Below are 16,332 nucleotides of genomic sequence, written 5' to 3' on the forward strand. Positions count from 1 at the left end.
GCGGTCGGGCGTTGCGGAAAGGCGACTCATTCGTCGTTGAGCACGCATTCCGCAGCGGCAGGGTCGATCTTGCAGCGAATCTTCTTCTGCACCTTCATCATGCGCGGATCGTAATAGCCATCGCGGGTCATCTGGATGCGCGCTTGACGCATCATTTCCACATAGCGCTTTTCATCACTCGGCGTCAGCGCCATCCAGTACTTGGCCGGGATATCCGCTTCCATTTTATTCAGGACGATGAACAGCTCATCCATCGCGCGATCCATGTACTGCAAGGCGACACTGCGCAGGGTTTCCAGATGCTTGTCCAGATCCGGCAGCTTCTTCTTCAAACGCTCGCGGTTGATCACCAGGCTGCCGGTGGCCTGCGCCAGCGAGAACTTGTAGACGGCGCCGTCCTTGCCCAGCCCCTTGTACAGCTCCAGCGGCCGGTAGGCGATGGCCGGCGCGGCAATGATGTCGACCTGGCCGTTGTTGAACTTGCCCGCGAAATTGGTGATGTCGGAAGCGACCGGCTGCGCGCCCAGCTTCTGCACCATCTCGGCCTGCGATTTGTCCCAGTCCAGCACCGCCACCTTCTTGCCCGCCGCCTTTTCGATCGAATTGATCTGGCGGTCGCGCACCATCACGTACAGCGCCCCGATCGGCATTACGCCAACAATCTGGTAGGGCTCGGTAATCGACAGCGGCACCACCTTCGGATCCAGCAGCGTCTTCAGCAACAGCCGCATGTGCGCGTAAGTCGGCACGCCGCCCACCGAGTCGATGCTGCCGATGAATTTGTTGAACTGACGAGCGCGCAGCGTGGAAATAGTGGCGGCATCGCATTGTCCGGCCTTGAAGTTTTCGGCGGTGATGCGTTCATCGGTATAGACCTGCAATTCGATGAAGACATTCCAGCGCCGGGCGATCAGCACCATGTCCTTCGCCCGGCTGTACAGCTCGCCGTTCTTGCCAAGAATGTCAAAGAGACAGACCGACACATTGAACGGTTTTTCCAACGGCGGCGGCAAGCCGTCCTGGCCCGGCTTCAGGGTCATCAGCACCGACATCGCCTCGTTGGCGCGCTGGCTGATCTGCTGGTCCAGCGGTTTGTTGCTGTTCCAGGCATCGGACTGACTGAGCTTGTTGACGATCTTCGGGTCAACCGTGACGGCCGGTTCGGCGGCCTGCACGGCGTTCAGCGCGAACAAAGCCAGAGTGCTGGCAAGCAGACGGCGGATTTTCATGGACTGGCGCTCCGGGGAACCGGGCCGGAAAGGCCCGCAATACCGGCATGCTAGTCAGGGAAAAGGCGGGGGATAAGATGACATGTGTCATGTCCGGACCAGCGGCCGGGACATGACAGGCAGGACGTTACTGATATACCGGCTCGCGGATGGACGCCAGACGCGCGGTCTGGAAATTCGGCTCCGCAATCACGTTCTTCAGCGCCAGCAACGAATTGTAGGGATGTTCCTGAATGAACATGTTGACCAGGCTGGCGGGCAGGTTGCCGCCCGGATCGGCATGGCCGGTCATGGTGATTTCCACCAGACCGTGGCCCACCGGCCGGAACTGCCAGCTGCCCTGAACCAGCGGCATGTTGAGGTTCCCCGGACGGGTGGCGAAACCGGACACCGTATTGCTGTCGATACGTACGATCATGGTCTTCGGGTCCTGGGTGATACGCCCGGCAACCACCGCCTCACGATCCTTGAACGGCCAGGGGAAATCGGTCACCACGCGGATCACGAAAGACATGTCTTCATCGTTGCGCTTCAGGGTTTCCACTTCGCTGGTACGGTACAGCCAGCGGCTGGCGGCTTCGGTATCGGCGATCAGACCGACGATGCTGTTGAGATTGCTGCGAACGGTCGTGACCGCCTTGAATCCGTGCAGCGGACTGCCCGGCACGGCATAGGACCAGATGCGGATGCCCTGCTTGTCCAGCACCAGCTTCATATCGGAAGGTTGTGAGGCCGCCATGGCCATGCTGCCGAGCAAGGATGCCAGCAGCAGCGTGATCAGGGAATACAGCTTCATGAATGGGCTCCCGCGCATGCGCTTGTTATGACCGGTTATCGGGGCTGGCCCGATCATAGGGGGAGTATTCGGGGAAAAATAGTGACAAATGACACACCAAGCGCCATCAATGTATATGAATTGTGTCAGGCCAGCCCCAGCTCGCGCAGTTTGAGAATGGCCTGGGTGCGGTCGCGCACCTCCAGTTTTTCAAGAATCATCGACAGGTAGTTGCGCACCGTACCGGCACTGAGTTGCAGGGCTTGGGCGATTTCCTTGTTCTGCTTGCCCGCGCACAACTCACGGATGACCGCCAGTTCCCGGCGGGTAAACAGCGCCGGCCGCGCCCCGCCCGCCGGTTCCACGGTGCCGCCCGCCGCCACGGTGCGGATGGCCGCCACCAGCCCTGCCTGGTCGATATCCTTCAGCAGGCAGGCCTGGGCTCCGGCCGAACGCCCCTGCGCCAGCGTCACCGGCTCGTCAAAAGTGGTCAGCAGCAGCACCGGCGTGGCAATCCCGGCCACGCGCATGCGCCGCACCGTCTCCAGCCCGTTCAGCTTCGGCATGCGGATATCCATCAGCACCACGTCCACCTCATGCTGCGCCAGCAGGGCCAGGCATTCCTCGCCATCGGCGGCCTGGGCCACCACCGTCAGATCGGCCTCAAAACCCAGCAGCGCGACAATCCCCCGCCGCACCAGTTCCTGATCATCCACCACCAGAATGCGGATCACGACAGACACTCCTCCGGAAACTCCACCAGCAGCCGGAACCCTTGTTCCGTCGAACCGCTCTGTAACTGCCCGCCCAACTCGCGGATGCGCTCGGCCATGCCTTCCAGCCCGATGCCGGACCCGAATTCCGCCGCGACCGCCTGCCGGCCATTGTCCTGCACCAGCATGCGCAGGCCGTTGTCCTCGCGGGTCAGGCAGATCACCATGCGGCTGGCGTCACTGTGCTTCAGGGCATTGGTAATCCCTTCCTGCACCACCCGCAGCAGGCAGGACGCCAACTGGGCGTCCATCATCAACAGCTCACTGTCGATCGACACCTCGAATTTCAGGTAGGGAATGCTGGCCAGCATTTTCTCCAGCAACTCGCCGAAACTGGACTGGTCCTGCCGCAGCTGTTGCAGGGTGGCGCGCACATCCTCGAACAGGTCGCGGGCCAGATCACGGGCATGGCCCAGCTCCGGCAAGGCGGTTTCGGGCAGCTTTTTTTCCAGCACCTGTAATTGCATGTTCAGTGCCACCAGATGATGCCCCATCTGGTCGTGCAGATCGCGGGCGATGCGGGTGCGCTCATTGCGCGCCACCGCCTCGGTCAGCAACTGTTGCGTGGCGTGCAATTGGGCATGCGCGGTCGCGGTTTCCTGATGCGCCTGCCATTCGTCAATATTGCTGGATGCCATGTACCACAAGGCGCTTTGCGCCAGCAGCAGGAACAGGCCGAAGGGCACGGGCGGCAGGGCTTGCTGCAATAGCGCTACCGCCAGCGAGGACAGGACAATAACGCTGATCGCCACCGGCGCGGCGAAACGGTTCATTAACGGCGCCATGTTCACCAGCAGGAAGGCCAGGAAGAAACCGCCGGAAGGATTGAGTTGCAGGCGCATCGCCAGCAGGCTGGCCGTACCGTAGGTAATGAATACCGCCAGCCAGACAATGGGGTCGCGGTTGTCGCGCTGCCAGCGGCGGGTGGAAACGATGATCCAGAACAGACGCACCAGCGCCATCGCCGCTCCGACGCCGTTGAGCGCGATCAGCAGGAAGGACAGCACCGCATCCTGATGCATCGCCGCCGAACCCAGCTGCCAGACCGCCAGCAGCCAGCCCAGCACCCCCAGCATGATGATGACCGGCTGGCGCCGCAGGAAATGCATGGCGTCATGCATGGCGCGCACCCTGCCAGTCAGCGGGGCGCAGCACATTGCTGCCGGTGAAGCATTGCCAGTGATCGGCATAGCGGCGGCCGGTCAGCGGATGCCGCTCCTCGCCGGCCAGATCGGCCAGCGGCTTCAGCACATAGGCGCGCTCCAGCAACTCCGGACGCGGCAGGCGCAGGCCCTCGAAATCGCCGCAGGCATCGCCGTACAGCAAGATATCGATATCAATCACCACATCCGCGCGGCCACGCACACGGCCGATCGCCGCCTCGATCTCGCGCAGCCGCGCTTTCAACGACAGCACCGGCAACGCGGTCTCCAGCGACACCACCAGATTCAGGTAAGGGTTCCCGGGAGCGTCCGCCGCCTCGCTTTCATAGACCGGGGATACGGACAGCGGGCCGAAGGCCTGTTCCAGCCGGGCCAGGGCCGAGGCCAGCGAGGCCTCGCGGCGGCAGTTACTGCCCAGGCTCAAATAGACGCGGGGCATGCCTGTCGCCTCGTTCAATAATCAGGCCGACGCTGTCGGCGGCGGGCAGCGCGGCGGGCTTGGACAGGGTCAGCCGCAGCCACGACACCCCGAACTCCTTCATCAGCAGCTCGGCGATGCGCTCCGCCAGCGTCTCCACCAGATGCCATTCATTGTGCGCGATGAACTCGGTCAGGCGATGGGAAACCGTCTTGTAATCCAGGGCATGCTTGATATCGTCGGTCGCGGCCGCCTGGCGGATATCCACCGCCATCTCCAGATCCACATGGATCGGCTGGCGGATGCGCTTCTCCCACGAGAAAATACCGATCACCGCCTCAACCCGTAGGTTGCGAATATACAGAATATCCATCGTCGACCACGTCAGCCTTGCAATCACCGTAAACCGGCATTATAGATTGCCACACCCCGATTCCATCAGCGATAGTGCAAAATGTCCGATGTCCTTCCCTTTGTCCTGCTTGCCGTCGCTTACCTGCTGGGTTCCGTCTGCTCCGCCATCCTGGTCTGCCGCGCCCTCGGCCTGCCTGACCCGCGCTCCCAAGGCTCCCAAAACCCCGGCGCCACCAACGTCATGCGCATCGGCGGCAAAGGTCCGGCGCTGCTGACCCTGGCCGGCGACATGCTCAAGGGCGTCCCGCTGGTGTTACTGGCCAGGCACTGGGGGCTATCGTCCGACCTGATCAGCGCCATCGGCCTCGCCGCCTTCCTCGGCCACCTTTACCCCGTCTTCTTCCGTTTTGAAGGCGGCAAGGGCGTCGCCACCGCCCTTGGCGTCCTGCTCGCGCTCGACTGGCAACTCGGCCTCGCCGTCATCGCCATCTGGCTCCTCACCTTCGCCCCGACCCGCATCTCCTCCCTCGGCTCCCTCACCGCCTTCACCGCCGCCCCGATCCTCGCCTGGTACCTCGACCCCGGCTACATGCTGGGTGTGGTGGGAATGAGCGTGTTGCTGATTGCCAGACACAAGACAAACATCCAAGCCTTGCTGAAGGGCGAAGAAAAGAAATTCGGAACCAAGAAACCAGAGGCATCCGAAACCGACACCCCAACCTAACCCCACCGTCCGTAGCCAACTGTCCGAGCCACATGCCTCAGTCAGAAACGAAAACACCGCCGGACATGGCGGTGCTGAACATAAAAGAAGGTGCGCGAGTTTTGGCGAAGGACACGGTTTTTGCTTCCTTTTTGCCAAGACAAAAAGGAAGGCCCGCGGCAGGCGGATGACTCAAGCCAAACCCAATAATCCATAAACAAGGGAATTGTCGGGCTGAAGCCCGACCCACAAACGACATCAAACCGCCGGCAACTCCACCATCGGCCATCTCGGCCGCACCGACACCGCCAGATTCTCCCCCTGCCCCGCCAGCAAGCGCTGACACCCGGCAAAGGCAATCATCGCCCCGTTATCCGTACAAAACGCCGCCGACGGATAAAACACCTGCGCCCGCCGCCGCTTCGCCAGATCCTGCAACATCGCCCGCAAACGGACATTGGCGCTGACGCCGCCCGCCATCACCAGCCGCTTCATGCCGGTCTGCTTCAGCGCCCGCTCGCACTTGCGCACCAGCGTATCGACAATGGCCGCCTCGAAACTGGCGCAGATATCCACCGTTTTCTCCGGATAGTCCGGCGTATTCTCGATCACCAACCGCACCGCCGTCTTCAGGCCGCTGAAGGAGAAATCCAGCCCCGGCCGGTCAATCATCGGTCGCGGCAGCGCAAAAGCCTCCGGATTACCCTGCAAGGCCAGCCGCGCCACGTGCGGCCCGCCGGGATAATCCAGCCCCAGCATCTTCGCGACCTTGTCAAAGGCCTCCCCGGCGGCATCATCCACGCTTTCGCCCAGCAGGGTGTAACGACCGATGCCGTCCACCTGCAGCAACTGCGTATGCCCGCCCGACACCAGCAACGCCACGAACGGAAACTCCGGCCGGTTTTCCTCCAGCAGCGGCGCCAGCAGATGCCCTTCCATATGGTGAACGCCGATCGACGGCACATTCCAGGCATAGGCCAGCGTCCGCCCCATCACCGCCCCCACCATCAGCGCCCCGGCCAGACCGGGACCGCTGGTATAGGCAATGCCGTCGATATCGCCGGGCGCCGTCCCCGACGCTTCCATCACTTCGCGCAGCAGCGGCGCCAGCTTGCGCACGTGGTCGCGCGAGGCCAGTTCCGGCACCACGCCGCCGTAATCGGCATGCAGTTCGATCTGGCTGTAAAGACGGTGCGCCAGCAGTCCGCGCTCGCTGTCATAGACGGCGACGCCGGTTTCATCGCAGGAAGTTTCAATGCCGAGTACGCGCATGGGATAGGGGTCTCCATCGGGGGCACGGATTTTAGCGGAACGGCGCGCTTGCCGGTATGTCTTTCTTTGCGTAGAATTGCCGCCTTCCTGTAACTGTGATTGCAGGATTTTCCAACTCAAAGGTGAGATTGTAATGCCCCAAGTCAAAGTCAAAGAAGGCGAGCCGTTTGACGTAGCTCTGCGCCGTTTCAAGCGTTCCTGCGAAAAAGCAGGTGTCCTGGCCGATGTTCGCAAGCGCGAATTCTACGAAAAGCCGACCCAGGAACGTAAGCGCAAGAAAGCTGCCGCCGTCAAGCGTTATGCCAAGAAACTGGCTCGCGAATCGGTGAAGACCACCCGTCTGTACTAAGCAGACCCGGCGGTTGCAGCACCCTTTGATGAACGAATAAATTTTTCAGGACGGTGATATGTCTGCCTTGAAGGCCCGGCTGACCGAAGCAATGAAAGACGCGATGCGCGCCAAAGAGTCGGCGCGCCTTGGTGTCATTCGCATGGCGCTGGCGGCCCTCAAGCAAATCGAAGTTGATGAACGTGTCGAACTGGACGATGCCCGCGTGCTGGCCGTCCTGGAAAAGCTGATCAAGCAGCGCCGGGAATCCGTCGCTGCTTATCAGTCCGCCAATCGCGCCGACCTGGTCGCCCAGGAACAGGCCGAAATTGACGTGTTGGAAGTCTTCCTGCCCGCCCGGCTCTCGGACGAGGAAGTCGACAGCCTGATCGCCGCCGCCATTGCCGAAACCGGCGCCGCCTCCGCCCGCGACATGGGCAAGGTGATGAACCTGTTGCGCCCGCAGATTGCCGGTCGCGCCGACGGGGCCGAGGTTTCCAAGAAGGTCAAGGCCAAACTCGGCTGATCCCGGTTACACCCCCGCTGTCATTTTTGCTACCTTACTCTCTTTATTATGGCTGACGGCATTCCCTCATGGCTGGCCGCATTCCCCAATCCTTCATTGATGAAGTGCTGCACCGCACCGATATCGTCGATCTGATCGGGGCGCACGTCCGCCTGAAGAAATCCGGCAAGAACTACGCCGCCTGCTGCCCGTTCCACAACGAAAAGACGCCCTCCTTCTCCGTCAACCGCGAAAAGCAGTTCTACCATTGCTTCGGTTGCGGTGTCTCCGGCAATGCACTCAGCTTCTTGATGCAGTACGAACGCCGCGAGTTCATGGACAGCCTGGAATACCTGGCGCAAAAAGCCGGGATGACGTTGCCCGAGACCAGTCAGGGCCACGGCGAGGAACGCGCCTCGCGGCAACCGCTGTATGACATCCTGGATGCCGCCGCCCGTTTCTATGAAGAGCAGTTGCGCCAGCACCCGCAGCGCGAGCGCGCCACCCAATACCTGCGCCAGCGCGGGCTGACCGGCCAGGTCGCCAAGGAGTGGCGACTGGGTTATGCACCCGCTGGCTGGGACAACCTGCTGCGCGCCCTCGGCGACTCGCCGGAACAAGTGGCGCTGCTGAAGCAGGCCGGGCTGGTCATCTTCAATGAGCAGCGCAACTCGCACTATGACGCCATGCGCGAACGCGTGATGTTCCCGATCCGCGATTTTCGCGGCCGGATCATGGCCTTCGGCGGCCGGGTGCTGGACGACAGCAAGCCCAAGTACCTGAATTCCCCGGAAACCCCGGTCTTCCACAAGGGCGAGGAACTGTACGGCCTGTACGAAACCCGGCAGGCGCGGCAGGACCTGAAATGGGTCGTCGTCGTGGAAGGCTACATGGACGTGATCGCCATGCATCAGGCCGGTCTGCCGTTCGCGGTGGCTACGCTGGGCACCGCCACCAGCACCGTGCATGTCGAGCGCCTGTTCCGCAGCGTCCCGGATGTGATTTTCTGCTTTGACGGCGACGAAGCCGGGCGGCGCGCCGCCTGGAAGGCGCTGGAATCCGCCCTGCCCGCGCTCAAGGACGGCGTCAGCGCCGCCTTCCTGTTCCTGCCCGACGGCCATGACCCCGACTCGCTGGTGCGCGAAGAAGGCCTCGATGCCTTCCGCCGGCGTCTGGACAATGCCGAACCGCTGGCCGACTTCCTGTTCCGGCATCTGTCGGAGGGCTTGCGCCTGGAGTCGTTGGAAGGCCGCAGCCGTCTGGCCAACCTGGCGACGCCGCTGCTGGAAAAAGTTCCGGCCGGGCTGTTCCGGCAACTGCTGTGGCAGCGGCTTTCGACGCTGACCGGCATCCATAATCCGGATTCCGGCAAGGTTCCGCCCGCCGCCGCTCCGTCACCAGTCTTTCGCCCTCCTACTCCGGAAGACGGGGATGATGATGACGACGGATACCGCCCGCCGATGACCACGCAGCCGGTGCGCGCCGTCTATCAGTCGCGGCCGCAACTGGTGCCGCGCGGCCGCAACAGCCTGTCGCTGGGCGACCGCGCCATCCAGCTGCTGCTGCAAAAGCCGGAGGCGGCGCTGCCCATCAACGCCGACCGTCTGGAACAGCAGCTGCCGCTGGAAGGTGCGTTGTTGTTATCCGTGGTGCGTTTCCTGCAACAAAGCCCGGGCAGCACCAGCATGACGCTGCTGGGTGCGTGGCAAGGCAGCGAGGAAGGCGAGCGCCTGCGGCGCATCGCCGAGGATACCAATTTCATCCCGTCGCTGGACGTGGACGGGGAGCTGGCCAGCATCATCACCCAGCTGGGAATCCACACCCTGCGCGAAAAACTGGCGGACACGCACGGACTGGCGGCCATCCTGTCATTGAAGGCGCAACTGAAGGAACTGGAAGAAGAAATGCGGGAATTGGACAACAAACGAACGGATTGACCGGCACGGGACATGCATTCCCTTTCAGACAGCCGCAAAGAGCCCGAAAATCGTGCGGATTATCCCCATTTTCCGGCGGCGTGCTATAATTCCACTCTTGCCTGCACCACCGAGAATCATCAATGAGCAACGACAAAGAGACGCAGACCACTTCGCAGGTAGCTGCCCTCATTGCACGCGGCAAAGAGCAAGGCTACCTGACTTACGCCGAACTCAATGACCACCTTCCGGAATCTATCACCGAAACGGAACAGATAGAAGACATTATCCAGATGCTGAATGATCTGGGCATTCCCGTGCACGAACGCGCGCCGGAAGCCGACGATCTGCTGCTGGAAGAAACCCCGGACGCCAGTGACGATGAAGTCGCCGCCGAAGAAGCTGTTGCCGTCCTGACTTCGGTGGAAACCGAACCCGGCCGCACCACCGACCCCGTGCGCATGTACATGCGCGAAATGGGCACCGTGGAACTGCTGACGCGCGAAGGCGAAATCGCCATCGCCAAGCGTATCGAGGAAGGCATCCGCGATGTGCTGCACGCCATGGCGCACTGGCCGACCTGTGTCGCCGGCGTCATTGCCGACTACGATCGAGTCGGCGCCGGTGAGCGCCGCCTGGCCGACATCCTGGTGGGTTACCTGGACCCGGAAAGCGACGCCATTCCCGAAGAAGTAGTGGAAGCCGAGCTGCCCGAAGAAGCCGAGGCCGAACCCGCCAAGGCCGCCGACATCGACATTGACGCCGAGGAAGCCGAAGGCGCCAGCGACGACGAGGAAGAAGCCGAATCCGGTCCGGATCCCGAAATTGCCCGCGAACGCTTTACCGCCCTGCGCAACCAGCTGGAAGCCACGCTGGCCGTCCTGAAAAGCAGCGGCCGCGCCAGCGTCGAGGGCCAGCAGGCCCTGGCGCAGCTGGCCGAAGTGTTCATGATGTTCAAGCTGACCCCGCGCGTATTCGATGCGCTGGGCCAGGAAATCCGCAACTACCAGGATCAGGTGCGCGCTCAGGAAAAGGCGATCATGATTGCCTGCATCCGTCGCTCCAAGATGGACCGCAAGACCTTCATCACCACCTTCCCCGGCCACGAGACCAACCTGGCCTGGGTCGACAGCCAGATCGCCAGCGGCAAGCCGTGGGCGGCCGCGCTGGAAGCGCAGCGCGAGAACATCCTCAAGGCCCAGCGCGAGCTGATCGCCATTGAAGAACAGTTCGACATGCGCGTCGCCGAGATCAAGGACATCAACCGCCGCATGTCCATCGGCGAGGCCAAGGCCCGCCGCGCCAAGAAGGAAATGGTGGAGGCCAACCTGCGTCTGGTGATCTCGATCGCCAAGAAGTACACCAACCGCGGCCTGCAATTCCTCGACCTGATCCAGGAAGGCAACATCGGCCTGATGAAGGCGGTGGACAAGTTCGAATACCGTCGCGGCTACAAGTTCTCGACCTACGCCACCTGGTGGATCCGTCAGGCCATCACCCGCTCCATCGCCGACCAGGCGCGCACCATCCGCATCCCGGTGCACATGATCGAGACGATCAACAAGATCAATCGCGTGTCACGGCAGATGTTACAGGAAATGGGGCGCGAGCCGTCGCCGGAAGAACTGGGCGAACGCCTGGACATGCCGGAAGACAAGGTGCGCAAGGTGCTGAAGATCGCCAAGGAACCCATCTCGATGGAAACCCCGATCGGCGACGATGAAGACTCCCACTTGGGCGACTTCATCGAAGACACCACCATGATTTCTCCGGTGGAAGCCGCCACGGCGGAAGGCCTGCGCGAGGCCACCCGCGAGGTGCTGGCCAACCTGACGCCGAGGGAAGCCAAGGTGCTGCGCATGCGCTTCGGGATCGACATGAATACCGACCACACCCTGGAAGAAGTGGGCAAGCAGTTCGACGTCACCCGTGAGCGTATCCGCCAGATCGAAGCCAAGGCGTTGCGCAAGCTGCGGCATCCGTCGCGGTCGGAACACCTGCGGTCGTTCCTCGACAACGACTGAAGCCAAAAGGGCGCCGCAAGGCGCCCTTTTTCATGATGCTTATTGCGCCCCGTTCATCTCGAATTCCTTGAGGATCTTCTCCGTCTTCGCATTCGAAATCTTGTGGATCAGCTTTTGCGCCTCGTGCTGGTCACGCAGGGTTTTCGACATGGTGATGGTCGAGCCGACGGTGAACAGCGAGCCCATCATCAGGTAGCCTTTCATCCAGATATCCACCGGCAGCATGAAGATGCCGAAGCCCAATGCCCCCACCGAAATCGCAAAACAGACTTTCACGAAGAAAATCCACGATGCCGAGTCCTGCTGGATGTTTTGTTCGCTGATCATGATACGGTTCCTGCCTTCGGGTTTGACGCCGCCGGTACGCCCGACGGTCATTGCTACCCCATGAAATGCGGCTTCCGTGCCAAATAAACAGCCGAAAAAAAGCTTACCCTATCAAATACTTGCACCAAGCCTGATGACAACCGCTCCGGAATGGTCTACATAATGTGCCGGTAAGGCTTCAGGAAATGTCGGCCTGTCATAACACGGAGCAAGCACATGGGATCATTGTTTCCCGCCGCCGCGCTGGCGCGGGCGCGCGCCATTGGCGATCTGGGCTATGCCAACCCGTTCAGCGAAGAACGCATCCGGCTGGAGCGGCTGATCCTGGGCGACCAGGCCCCGGCGCATGACGTCTGGATCATGGAACCGGGCCAACGCGACGCCAGTCCGCATCTGGCGGCGCTGACCCGCGCTGGCGAGGACTGCATCGCCGCCGCCCTGGCGCGCCGCGCCACGCTGACGGACATTGACGCCGATTCCTGGCGCCTCTATGGCGATGTCGCGATGTACGTGCTGTATTACCGGGTGGAAAACCCCTTCTTCAAGATACTGATCCATCCTGACAGCAGCAGTCAGCGCATGCCGTTCTGGAGCGGCTTCCGGGATGACTGGCGGCAACTGATCGGCGCCACGCCGCTGGCGGATGATCCGCAATTCGCGCCCGAACACTTGTTTGCCCTCTGCTTCCAGATCCGGCGCGCCTTCCATTTCACCTATCGCGCCATTTTCGGCACCACCCGGCTCTCGGCACAACTGCGCGCGGATATCTGGGATTCCATCTTCACCCACGACCTGCGGCGCTACCGGCAGGGGCTGTTCCGGCGCATGTACGAGATCTCGACTCTGGTGCTGGGGCCGTCGGGTACCGGTAAGGAGCTGGTGGCGCAGGCGATCGGACTGTCTCGCTATATCCCCTTCAACGCCTCCAATGGCCGCTTTGAAGCCGATTACCGCCACTGCCACCAGCCGGTGCATCTGGCCGCGCTGCCCGCCACCTTGCTGGAAAGCGAGCTGTTCGGCCATCGCAAGGGGGCCTATACCGGCGCGATCAGTGACCGCCTTGGCTATCTGGAAACGCGACATGCGGCGCAGACCGTGTTTCTCGATGAAGTCGGTGAGTTGCCGCCGGAAATCCAGGTCAAGCTGCTGCGCGTGCTGCAAAGCCGTACCTTCCAACGACTGGGCGACAACGAAACCCGGGAATTCCACGGCAAGATCGTTTCCGCCACCCACCGCGACCTGGGCGAAGCGATGCGTCAGGGCACCTTCCGTGAGGATCTCTATTACCGGCTGTGTTCCGACCAGATCCGTACGCCGTCGCTGGCGATGCAGTTGCAGGAAAAACCCGAGGAACTGGAACACCTGCTGCAATCGGTGAGCTTGCGCTTGCTGGAGCCGGAAGCTGCCTCCGGGCTGGCCGCGGAAGCCTCGGCGTGGATCCGCCGGCATCTGCCCGAGCATGGCTGGCCGGGTAACATGCGCGAGCTGGAACAATGCGTGCGCAGCATCCTGGTACGGGGACGCTATTCGCCCCCGGCCTCGCCAAGACGGACGACGACGGTGATGGAACAATGGCTGGAAGAGGTTCGGACCGGCGCGCTGGATCATGAAACCATGACCGGCCGCTACTATGCCCTGGTCTACGCCGGTTGCGGCAGCTACGAAGCCGCCGCCCGGAAACTGGGCACCGACTGGCGCACGGTCAAGACGCGGCTGGACAAAGCCTTTCTGGATTCACTGGGCGACGGCGGCTGAGTCCAGAAAGGAGAGAATGGCAGACGCCACGGCGTCCACATCGCCGTCCAGATGCAAATGGTGCCCGCCCGACAGGCGTACCACCTGCAAATGGCGATGCGCGCGGATACGGGCGGCGTAATCGTCCTGATTGAAGGGAATCCCCTGCTCTGCCGCCACCAGCAGGGTCGGAGCCTCGATCGCCGCCAGGTACTGCCGCACCTGCGCTTCGGTCAGCCGGATCGGCGAGTCCAGCCGCAGGCGGCGATCGGTACGCCAGACATAGCCGCCGGGCACGGCTTCGACACCGCGCTCGCACAGCGCCCGCGCCGCCGCCTCGCTGACCGGCACCAGCCCCTGCATACGCGCCCGCACGGCTAGCGCCATGTCGGCGATCACGCGCGGCGGCTGGTCAAAGGTCTTTTTCTGCAACAACGCCCCGCGCAGGATGGCCGGAGCCGCTTCCGGCGTACCGGTGAACGGTCCGAAGCCTTCGATCAGCACCAGCTTGCGCAGGCGTTCCGGCAGGGCGGCGGCGAACAGCGTCGACACCCCTGCTCCCATCGAGTGCCCCATCAGTGTGAATTGTTCCCAACCCAGTTGGTCCGCCACCGCCAGCACGTCATCGACATGATCCACGAAATGGTAGCGGATGCCGGGCGGACGGTGATCGCTGAGGCCGTGACCGGCGAAATCGAGGGCGACAATGTGATAGCGGTCCAGCAGCGGCGCCAGCCGGTCAAAGGTGGCGGCATTGTCCAGCCAGCCATGCAGGGCCAGCAATGGCGGCAGCGACGGATCATGCCAGCAACGGGCCGCCATGCGCCGCCCCTGCACCTCGAACGTGCGCTCGACCGGCTGCGCCATCAGATCGACATCCGCGCCAGCTTCTTCAACCCGCGGCGGATACCCTGCGCCAGACCCACCTTCAGCACCGGCCCGATCAGCGGCAGCGCACCCCGGAAGACGATGGTGTAATGCAGGCGGGTGCCGCCCTCATGCGGCTCGAAACGCATCACGCCCAGATGGTCGCTGATCGGCGACATGGCGCTGGTGATGGTGTATTCGATGTGCTCGTCGGGAATATAGACTGTTACCATCTCTTCCACCGGCGGCAGCGGAAACGAGGACAGGCGGCGCACCGAGCCGACACCGTTCAGGTAATCCTGGCCGTCGCGGATGCGCTCGACCTTGAACGGGAAGAAAATCGCGCCGAGATTGTTGTGGTCGCCCAGCCAGTTGAAAATCTTCGCGACCGGTTGCGGGAAGTCCTGGACAATGGAAATGTGCTGTAATTTCATCGCGCCCTCCTCAGGCTATTTTTTCTATGGTGAGTATCATTTCATGGACGCCGGTGACGCGGACATGGGTGCCGGCAGGCAGGTCCTCGGCGCAGTTCACCTGCCACCAGCTGTCATCAATATTGACCCGGCCCTGACCGTTGGTGACCGGCTCGACCAGCACCGACTGGCGACCAACCAGATGCCGGGTGCGGTTGTTCAGGCTGCTGGCGGCGTCATTGGGCGAAGGCTTGACCTTGCGGCGCATGTGTTTCCACACCGCCAGCGCAACCGCGCCGCCGCTGGCGAAGCACACCCATTGCACATAGGGATCGGCCACCAGCCAGGCGACTACGGCGGTCGCCAGCGCCGCCGGCGCCAGGCACAGGAAAAACAGGGTGCCGGTCAGCATTTCCACCATCAGCAAGCCGAAGCCGAACGCCAGCCACCACACCCAGGGCTCATTCCACATGACCTTACTCCCGGACCGGCTGACGGGAGGCTGCCTGCGTCTTGTGGGTCTGCAGGTCTTTCAGCAGGTCGTTGATGCCGCCCAGCGCGCCAATCACGCCGGAGGCTTCCAGCGGCATCATCACCAGCTTGTTGTTCGGTGCGGCGCCGATGACGCCGAGCGCGTCGATATATTTCTGCGCCACAAAATAGTTCACGGCATTCAGGTCGCCGCGCGCAATCGCCTCGGACACCACGCGGGTGGCTTCGGCTTCCGCCTGCGCCTGACGCTCACGGGCCTGCGACTCCAGGAATACCGCTTCCTTCCGCCCTTCCGCCTTCAGGATCTGCGCCTGCTTCTCGCCCTCGGCAGTGAGAATTTCCGCTTGGCGACGACCTTCCGCTTCCAGAATCTGGGCGCGCTTGGTGCGCTCGGCCTTCATTTGCGAAGCCATGGCCTCGATCAGGTCATGCGGCGGCGTAATGTCCTTGATTTCAACGCGGGTGATCTTGATGCCCCAGGGGTTGGTGGCCTGGTCAATAGTGGTCAGCAGTTGGGCGTTGATCTGGTCGCGCTGCGACAGCATGCTGTCCAGCTCCATCGAGCCGATCACGGTCCGGATGTTGGTCATGGTCAGGTTGCGGATGGCGTATTCCAGATTGCTGACTTCATAAGCCGCCTTGGCGGCGCTGATCACCTGGTAAAAACAGACGGCATCAATGGTGACCATGGCGTTGTCGCGCGAAATCACCTGCTGCGGCGGCACGTCCAGCACCTGCTCCATCATGTTCAGCTTGTGGCCGACCTGTTCGAAGAACGGCAGCAGAAAATGCAGGCCGGGCGGCAAGGTCTTGGTATAGCGCCCGAAATATTCCACGGTACATTCATAGCCTTGCGGCACCTGTTGCACCGACTTCCAGGCCAGCACGACAACAAAGCCGACCAACATCATTACCGCGATACCGCCCATATGCTGCTCCCTGAATACCGTGACCGGCAATGAAATAGACCACATCCTGAATAATCGGGATACGGGACAGGGTCAAGTGATTTTTGGGGGAATGCGGCAGACCGCGGAGG

The 16,332-nt window shown here is 62.3% G+C and carries 18 protein-coding genes; 6 read left to right on the forward strand and 12 right to left on the reverse strand.

Features of this window, described 5'->3' with window-relative positions; translation table 11 throughout:
- Window positions 1–26 precede the first annotated feature (26 nt).
- From EV700_RS13395 to folB, 6 genes are all read right to left on the reverse strand, one after another.
- Window positions 27–1,229, reverse strand: a complete 1,203-nt coding sequence (locus EV700_RS13395; RefSeq protein WP_130414651.1) for a putative solute-binding protein — start codon at window positions 1,227–1,229, stop codon at window positions 27–29.
- A 127-nt stretch (window positions 1,230–1,356) separates the two neighbouring features.
- Window positions 1,357–2,025, reverse strand: a complete 669-nt coding sequence (locus EV700_RS13400) for an SRPBCC family protein (protein ID WP_165391482.1) — start codon at window positions 2,023–2,025, stop codon at window positions 1,357–1,359.
- Between the two features lie 125 nt (window positions 2,026–2,150).
- Window positions 2,151–2,738, reverse strand: coding sequence for a response regulator transcription factor (locus EV700_RS13405; RefSeq protein WP_130414655.1), 588 nt, complete (start codon window positions 2,736–2,738; stop codon window positions 2,151–2,153).
- The gene (locus EV700_RS13410; RefSeq protein ID WP_130414657.1) at window positions 2,735–3,898 is read right to left on the reverse strand and encodes a sensor histidine kinase; all 1,164 of its coding nucleotides are present in this window, start codon (window positions 3,896–3,898) and stop codon (window positions 2,735–2,737) included. The genes EV700_RS13405 and EV700_RS13410 overlap by 4 nt, the downstream gene beginning before the upstream one ends.
- Entirely contained in the window at window positions 3,891–4,379 is a 489-nt protein-coding gene (gene folK / locus EV700_RS13415) for a 2-amino-4-hydroxy-6-hydroxymethyldihydropteridine diphosphokinase (protein ID WP_130414659.1), read from the reverse strand. The genes EV700_RS13410 and folK overlap by 8 nt, the downstream gene beginning before the upstream one ends.
- A complete protein-coding gene (gene folB / locus EV700_RS13420; RefSeq protein ID WP_130414661.1) occupies window positions 4,348–4,731 on the reverse strand; it encodes a dihydroneopterin aldolase in 384 nt (127 codons plus the stop codon). Before folB ends, folK begins: the two co-directional genes overlap by 32 nt.
- Window positions 4,732–4,812: 81 nt before the next feature.
- On the opposite strand from folB, the gene plsY reads away from it, so the two are divergent.
- Complete coding sequence (gene plsY, locus EV700_RS13425; protein WP_130414663.1) at window positions 4,813–5,436, forward strand: glycerol-3-phosphate 1-O-acyltransferase PlsY; 624 nt, start codon at window positions 4,813–4,815, stop codon at window positions 5,434–5,436.
- A 237-nt stretch (window positions 5,437–5,673) separates the two neighbouring features.
- On the opposite strand, the gene tsaD is transcribed toward plsY, so the two are convergent.
- Window positions 5,674–6,687, reverse strand: a complete 1,014-nt coding sequence (gene tsaD, locus EV700_RS13435) for a tRNA (adenosine(37)-N6)-threonylcarbamoyltransferase complex transferase subunit TsaD (protein WP_130414667.1) — start codon at window positions 6,685–6,687, stop codon at window positions 5,674–5,676.
- 133 nt (window positions 6,688–6,820) lie between these two features.
- Between tsaD and rpsU the strand changes: the two genes are divergently transcribed.
- The 4 genes from rpsU to rpoD all read left to right on the forward strand — a co-directional run bounded on the left by rpsU (window position 6,821) and on the right by rpoD (window position 11,460).
- A complete protein-coding gene (gene rpsU, locus EV700_RS13440) occupies window positions 6,821–7,036 on the forward strand; it encodes a 30S ribosomal protein S21 (RefSeq protein WP_130414669.1) in 216 nt (71 codons plus the stop codon).
- Window positions 7,037–7,094: 58 nt separating this feature from the next.
- Window positions 7,095–7,541: a GatB/YqeY domain-containing protein gene (locus EV700_RS13445; RefSeq protein ID WP_130414671.1), complete on the forward strand. Its 447-nt coding sequence runs from the start codon at window positions 7,095–7,097 to the stop codon at window positions 7,539–7,541.
- Window positions 7,542–7,609: 68 nt separating this feature from the next.
- A complete protein-coding gene (gene dnaG / locus EV700_RS13450) occupies window positions 7,610–9,457 on the forward strand; it encodes a DNA primase (RefSeq protein WP_130414673.1) in 1,848 nt (615 codons plus the stop codon).
- 122 nt (window positions 9,458–9,579) lie between these two features.
- Window positions 9,580–11,460 (forward strand): RNA polymerase sigma factor RpoD, encoded by a 1,881-nt coding sequence (rpoD, locus tag EV700_RS13455; protein WP_130414675.1) that lies wholly within the window; start codon window positions 9,580–9,582, stop codon window positions 11,458–11,460.
- A gap of 39 nt (window positions 11,461–11,499) precedes the next feature.
- Here the strand turns inward: rpoD and EV700_RS13460 are convergent, their stop codons facing one another.
- Window positions 11,500–11,787: a YiaA/YiaB family inner membrane protein gene (locus EV700_RS13460; RefSeq protein ID WP_130414677.1), complete on the reverse strand. Its 288-nt coding sequence runs from the start codon at window positions 11,785–11,787 to the stop codon at window positions 11,500–11,502.
- Between the two features lie 216 nt (window positions 11,788–12,003).
- On the opposite strand from EV700_RS13460, the gene EV700_RS13465 reads away from it, so the two are divergent.
- Window positions 12,004–13,542, forward strand: a complete 1,539-nt coding sequence (locus EV700_RS13465) for a sigma 54-interacting transcriptional regulator (RefSeq protein WP_130414679.1) — start codon at window positions 12,004–12,006, stop codon at window positions 13,540–13,542.
- Here EV700_RS13465 and EV700_RS13470 read toward each other — a convergent pair.
- The 4 genes from EV700_RS13470 to EV700_RS13485 are packed head-to-tail and all read right to left on the reverse strand — an operon-like array spanning window position 13,522 to window position 16,267.
- Complete coding sequence (locus EV700_RS13470) at window positions 13,522–14,388, reverse strand: alpha/beta fold hydrolase (RefSeq protein ID WP_130414681.1); 867 nt, start codon at window positions 14,386–14,388, stop codon at window positions 13,522–13,524. The genes EV700_RS13465 and EV700_RS13470 overlap by 21 nt on opposite strands.
- The gene (locus EV700_RS13475) at window positions 14,388–14,822 is read right to left on the reverse strand and encodes an SRPBCC family protein (RefSeq protein ID WP_130414683.1); all 435 of its coding nucleotides are present in this window, start codon (window positions 14,820–14,822) and stop codon (window positions 14,388–14,390) included. Before EV700_RS13475 ends, EV700_RS13470 begins: the two co-directional genes overlap by 1 nt.
- A gap of 10 nt (window positions 14,823–14,832) precedes the next feature.
- The gene (locus EV700_RS13480) at window positions 14,833–15,273 is read right to left on the reverse strand and encodes an NfeD family protein (RefSeq protein ID WP_130414685.1); all 441 of its coding nucleotides are present in this window, start codon (window positions 15,271–15,273) and stop codon (window positions 14,833–14,835) included.
- A gap of 4 nt (window positions 15,274–15,277) precedes the next feature.
- Window positions 15,278–16,267 carry an SPFH domain-containing protein gene (locus tag EV700_RS13485; RefSeq protein WP_242610271.1) on the reverse strand — a complete coding sequence of 330 codons (990 nt, stop codon included), beginning with the start codon at window positions 16,265–16,267 and terminating at the stop codon, window positions 15,278–15,280.
- Window positions 16,268–16,332 lie beyond the last annotated feature (65 nt).

Source organism: Fluviicoccus keumensis, assembly GCF_004217445.1.
GTDB classification, from domain to species: Bacteria; Pseudomonadota; Gammaproteobacteria; order Pseudomonadales; family Moraxellaceae; genus Fluviicoccus; species Fluviicoccus keumensis.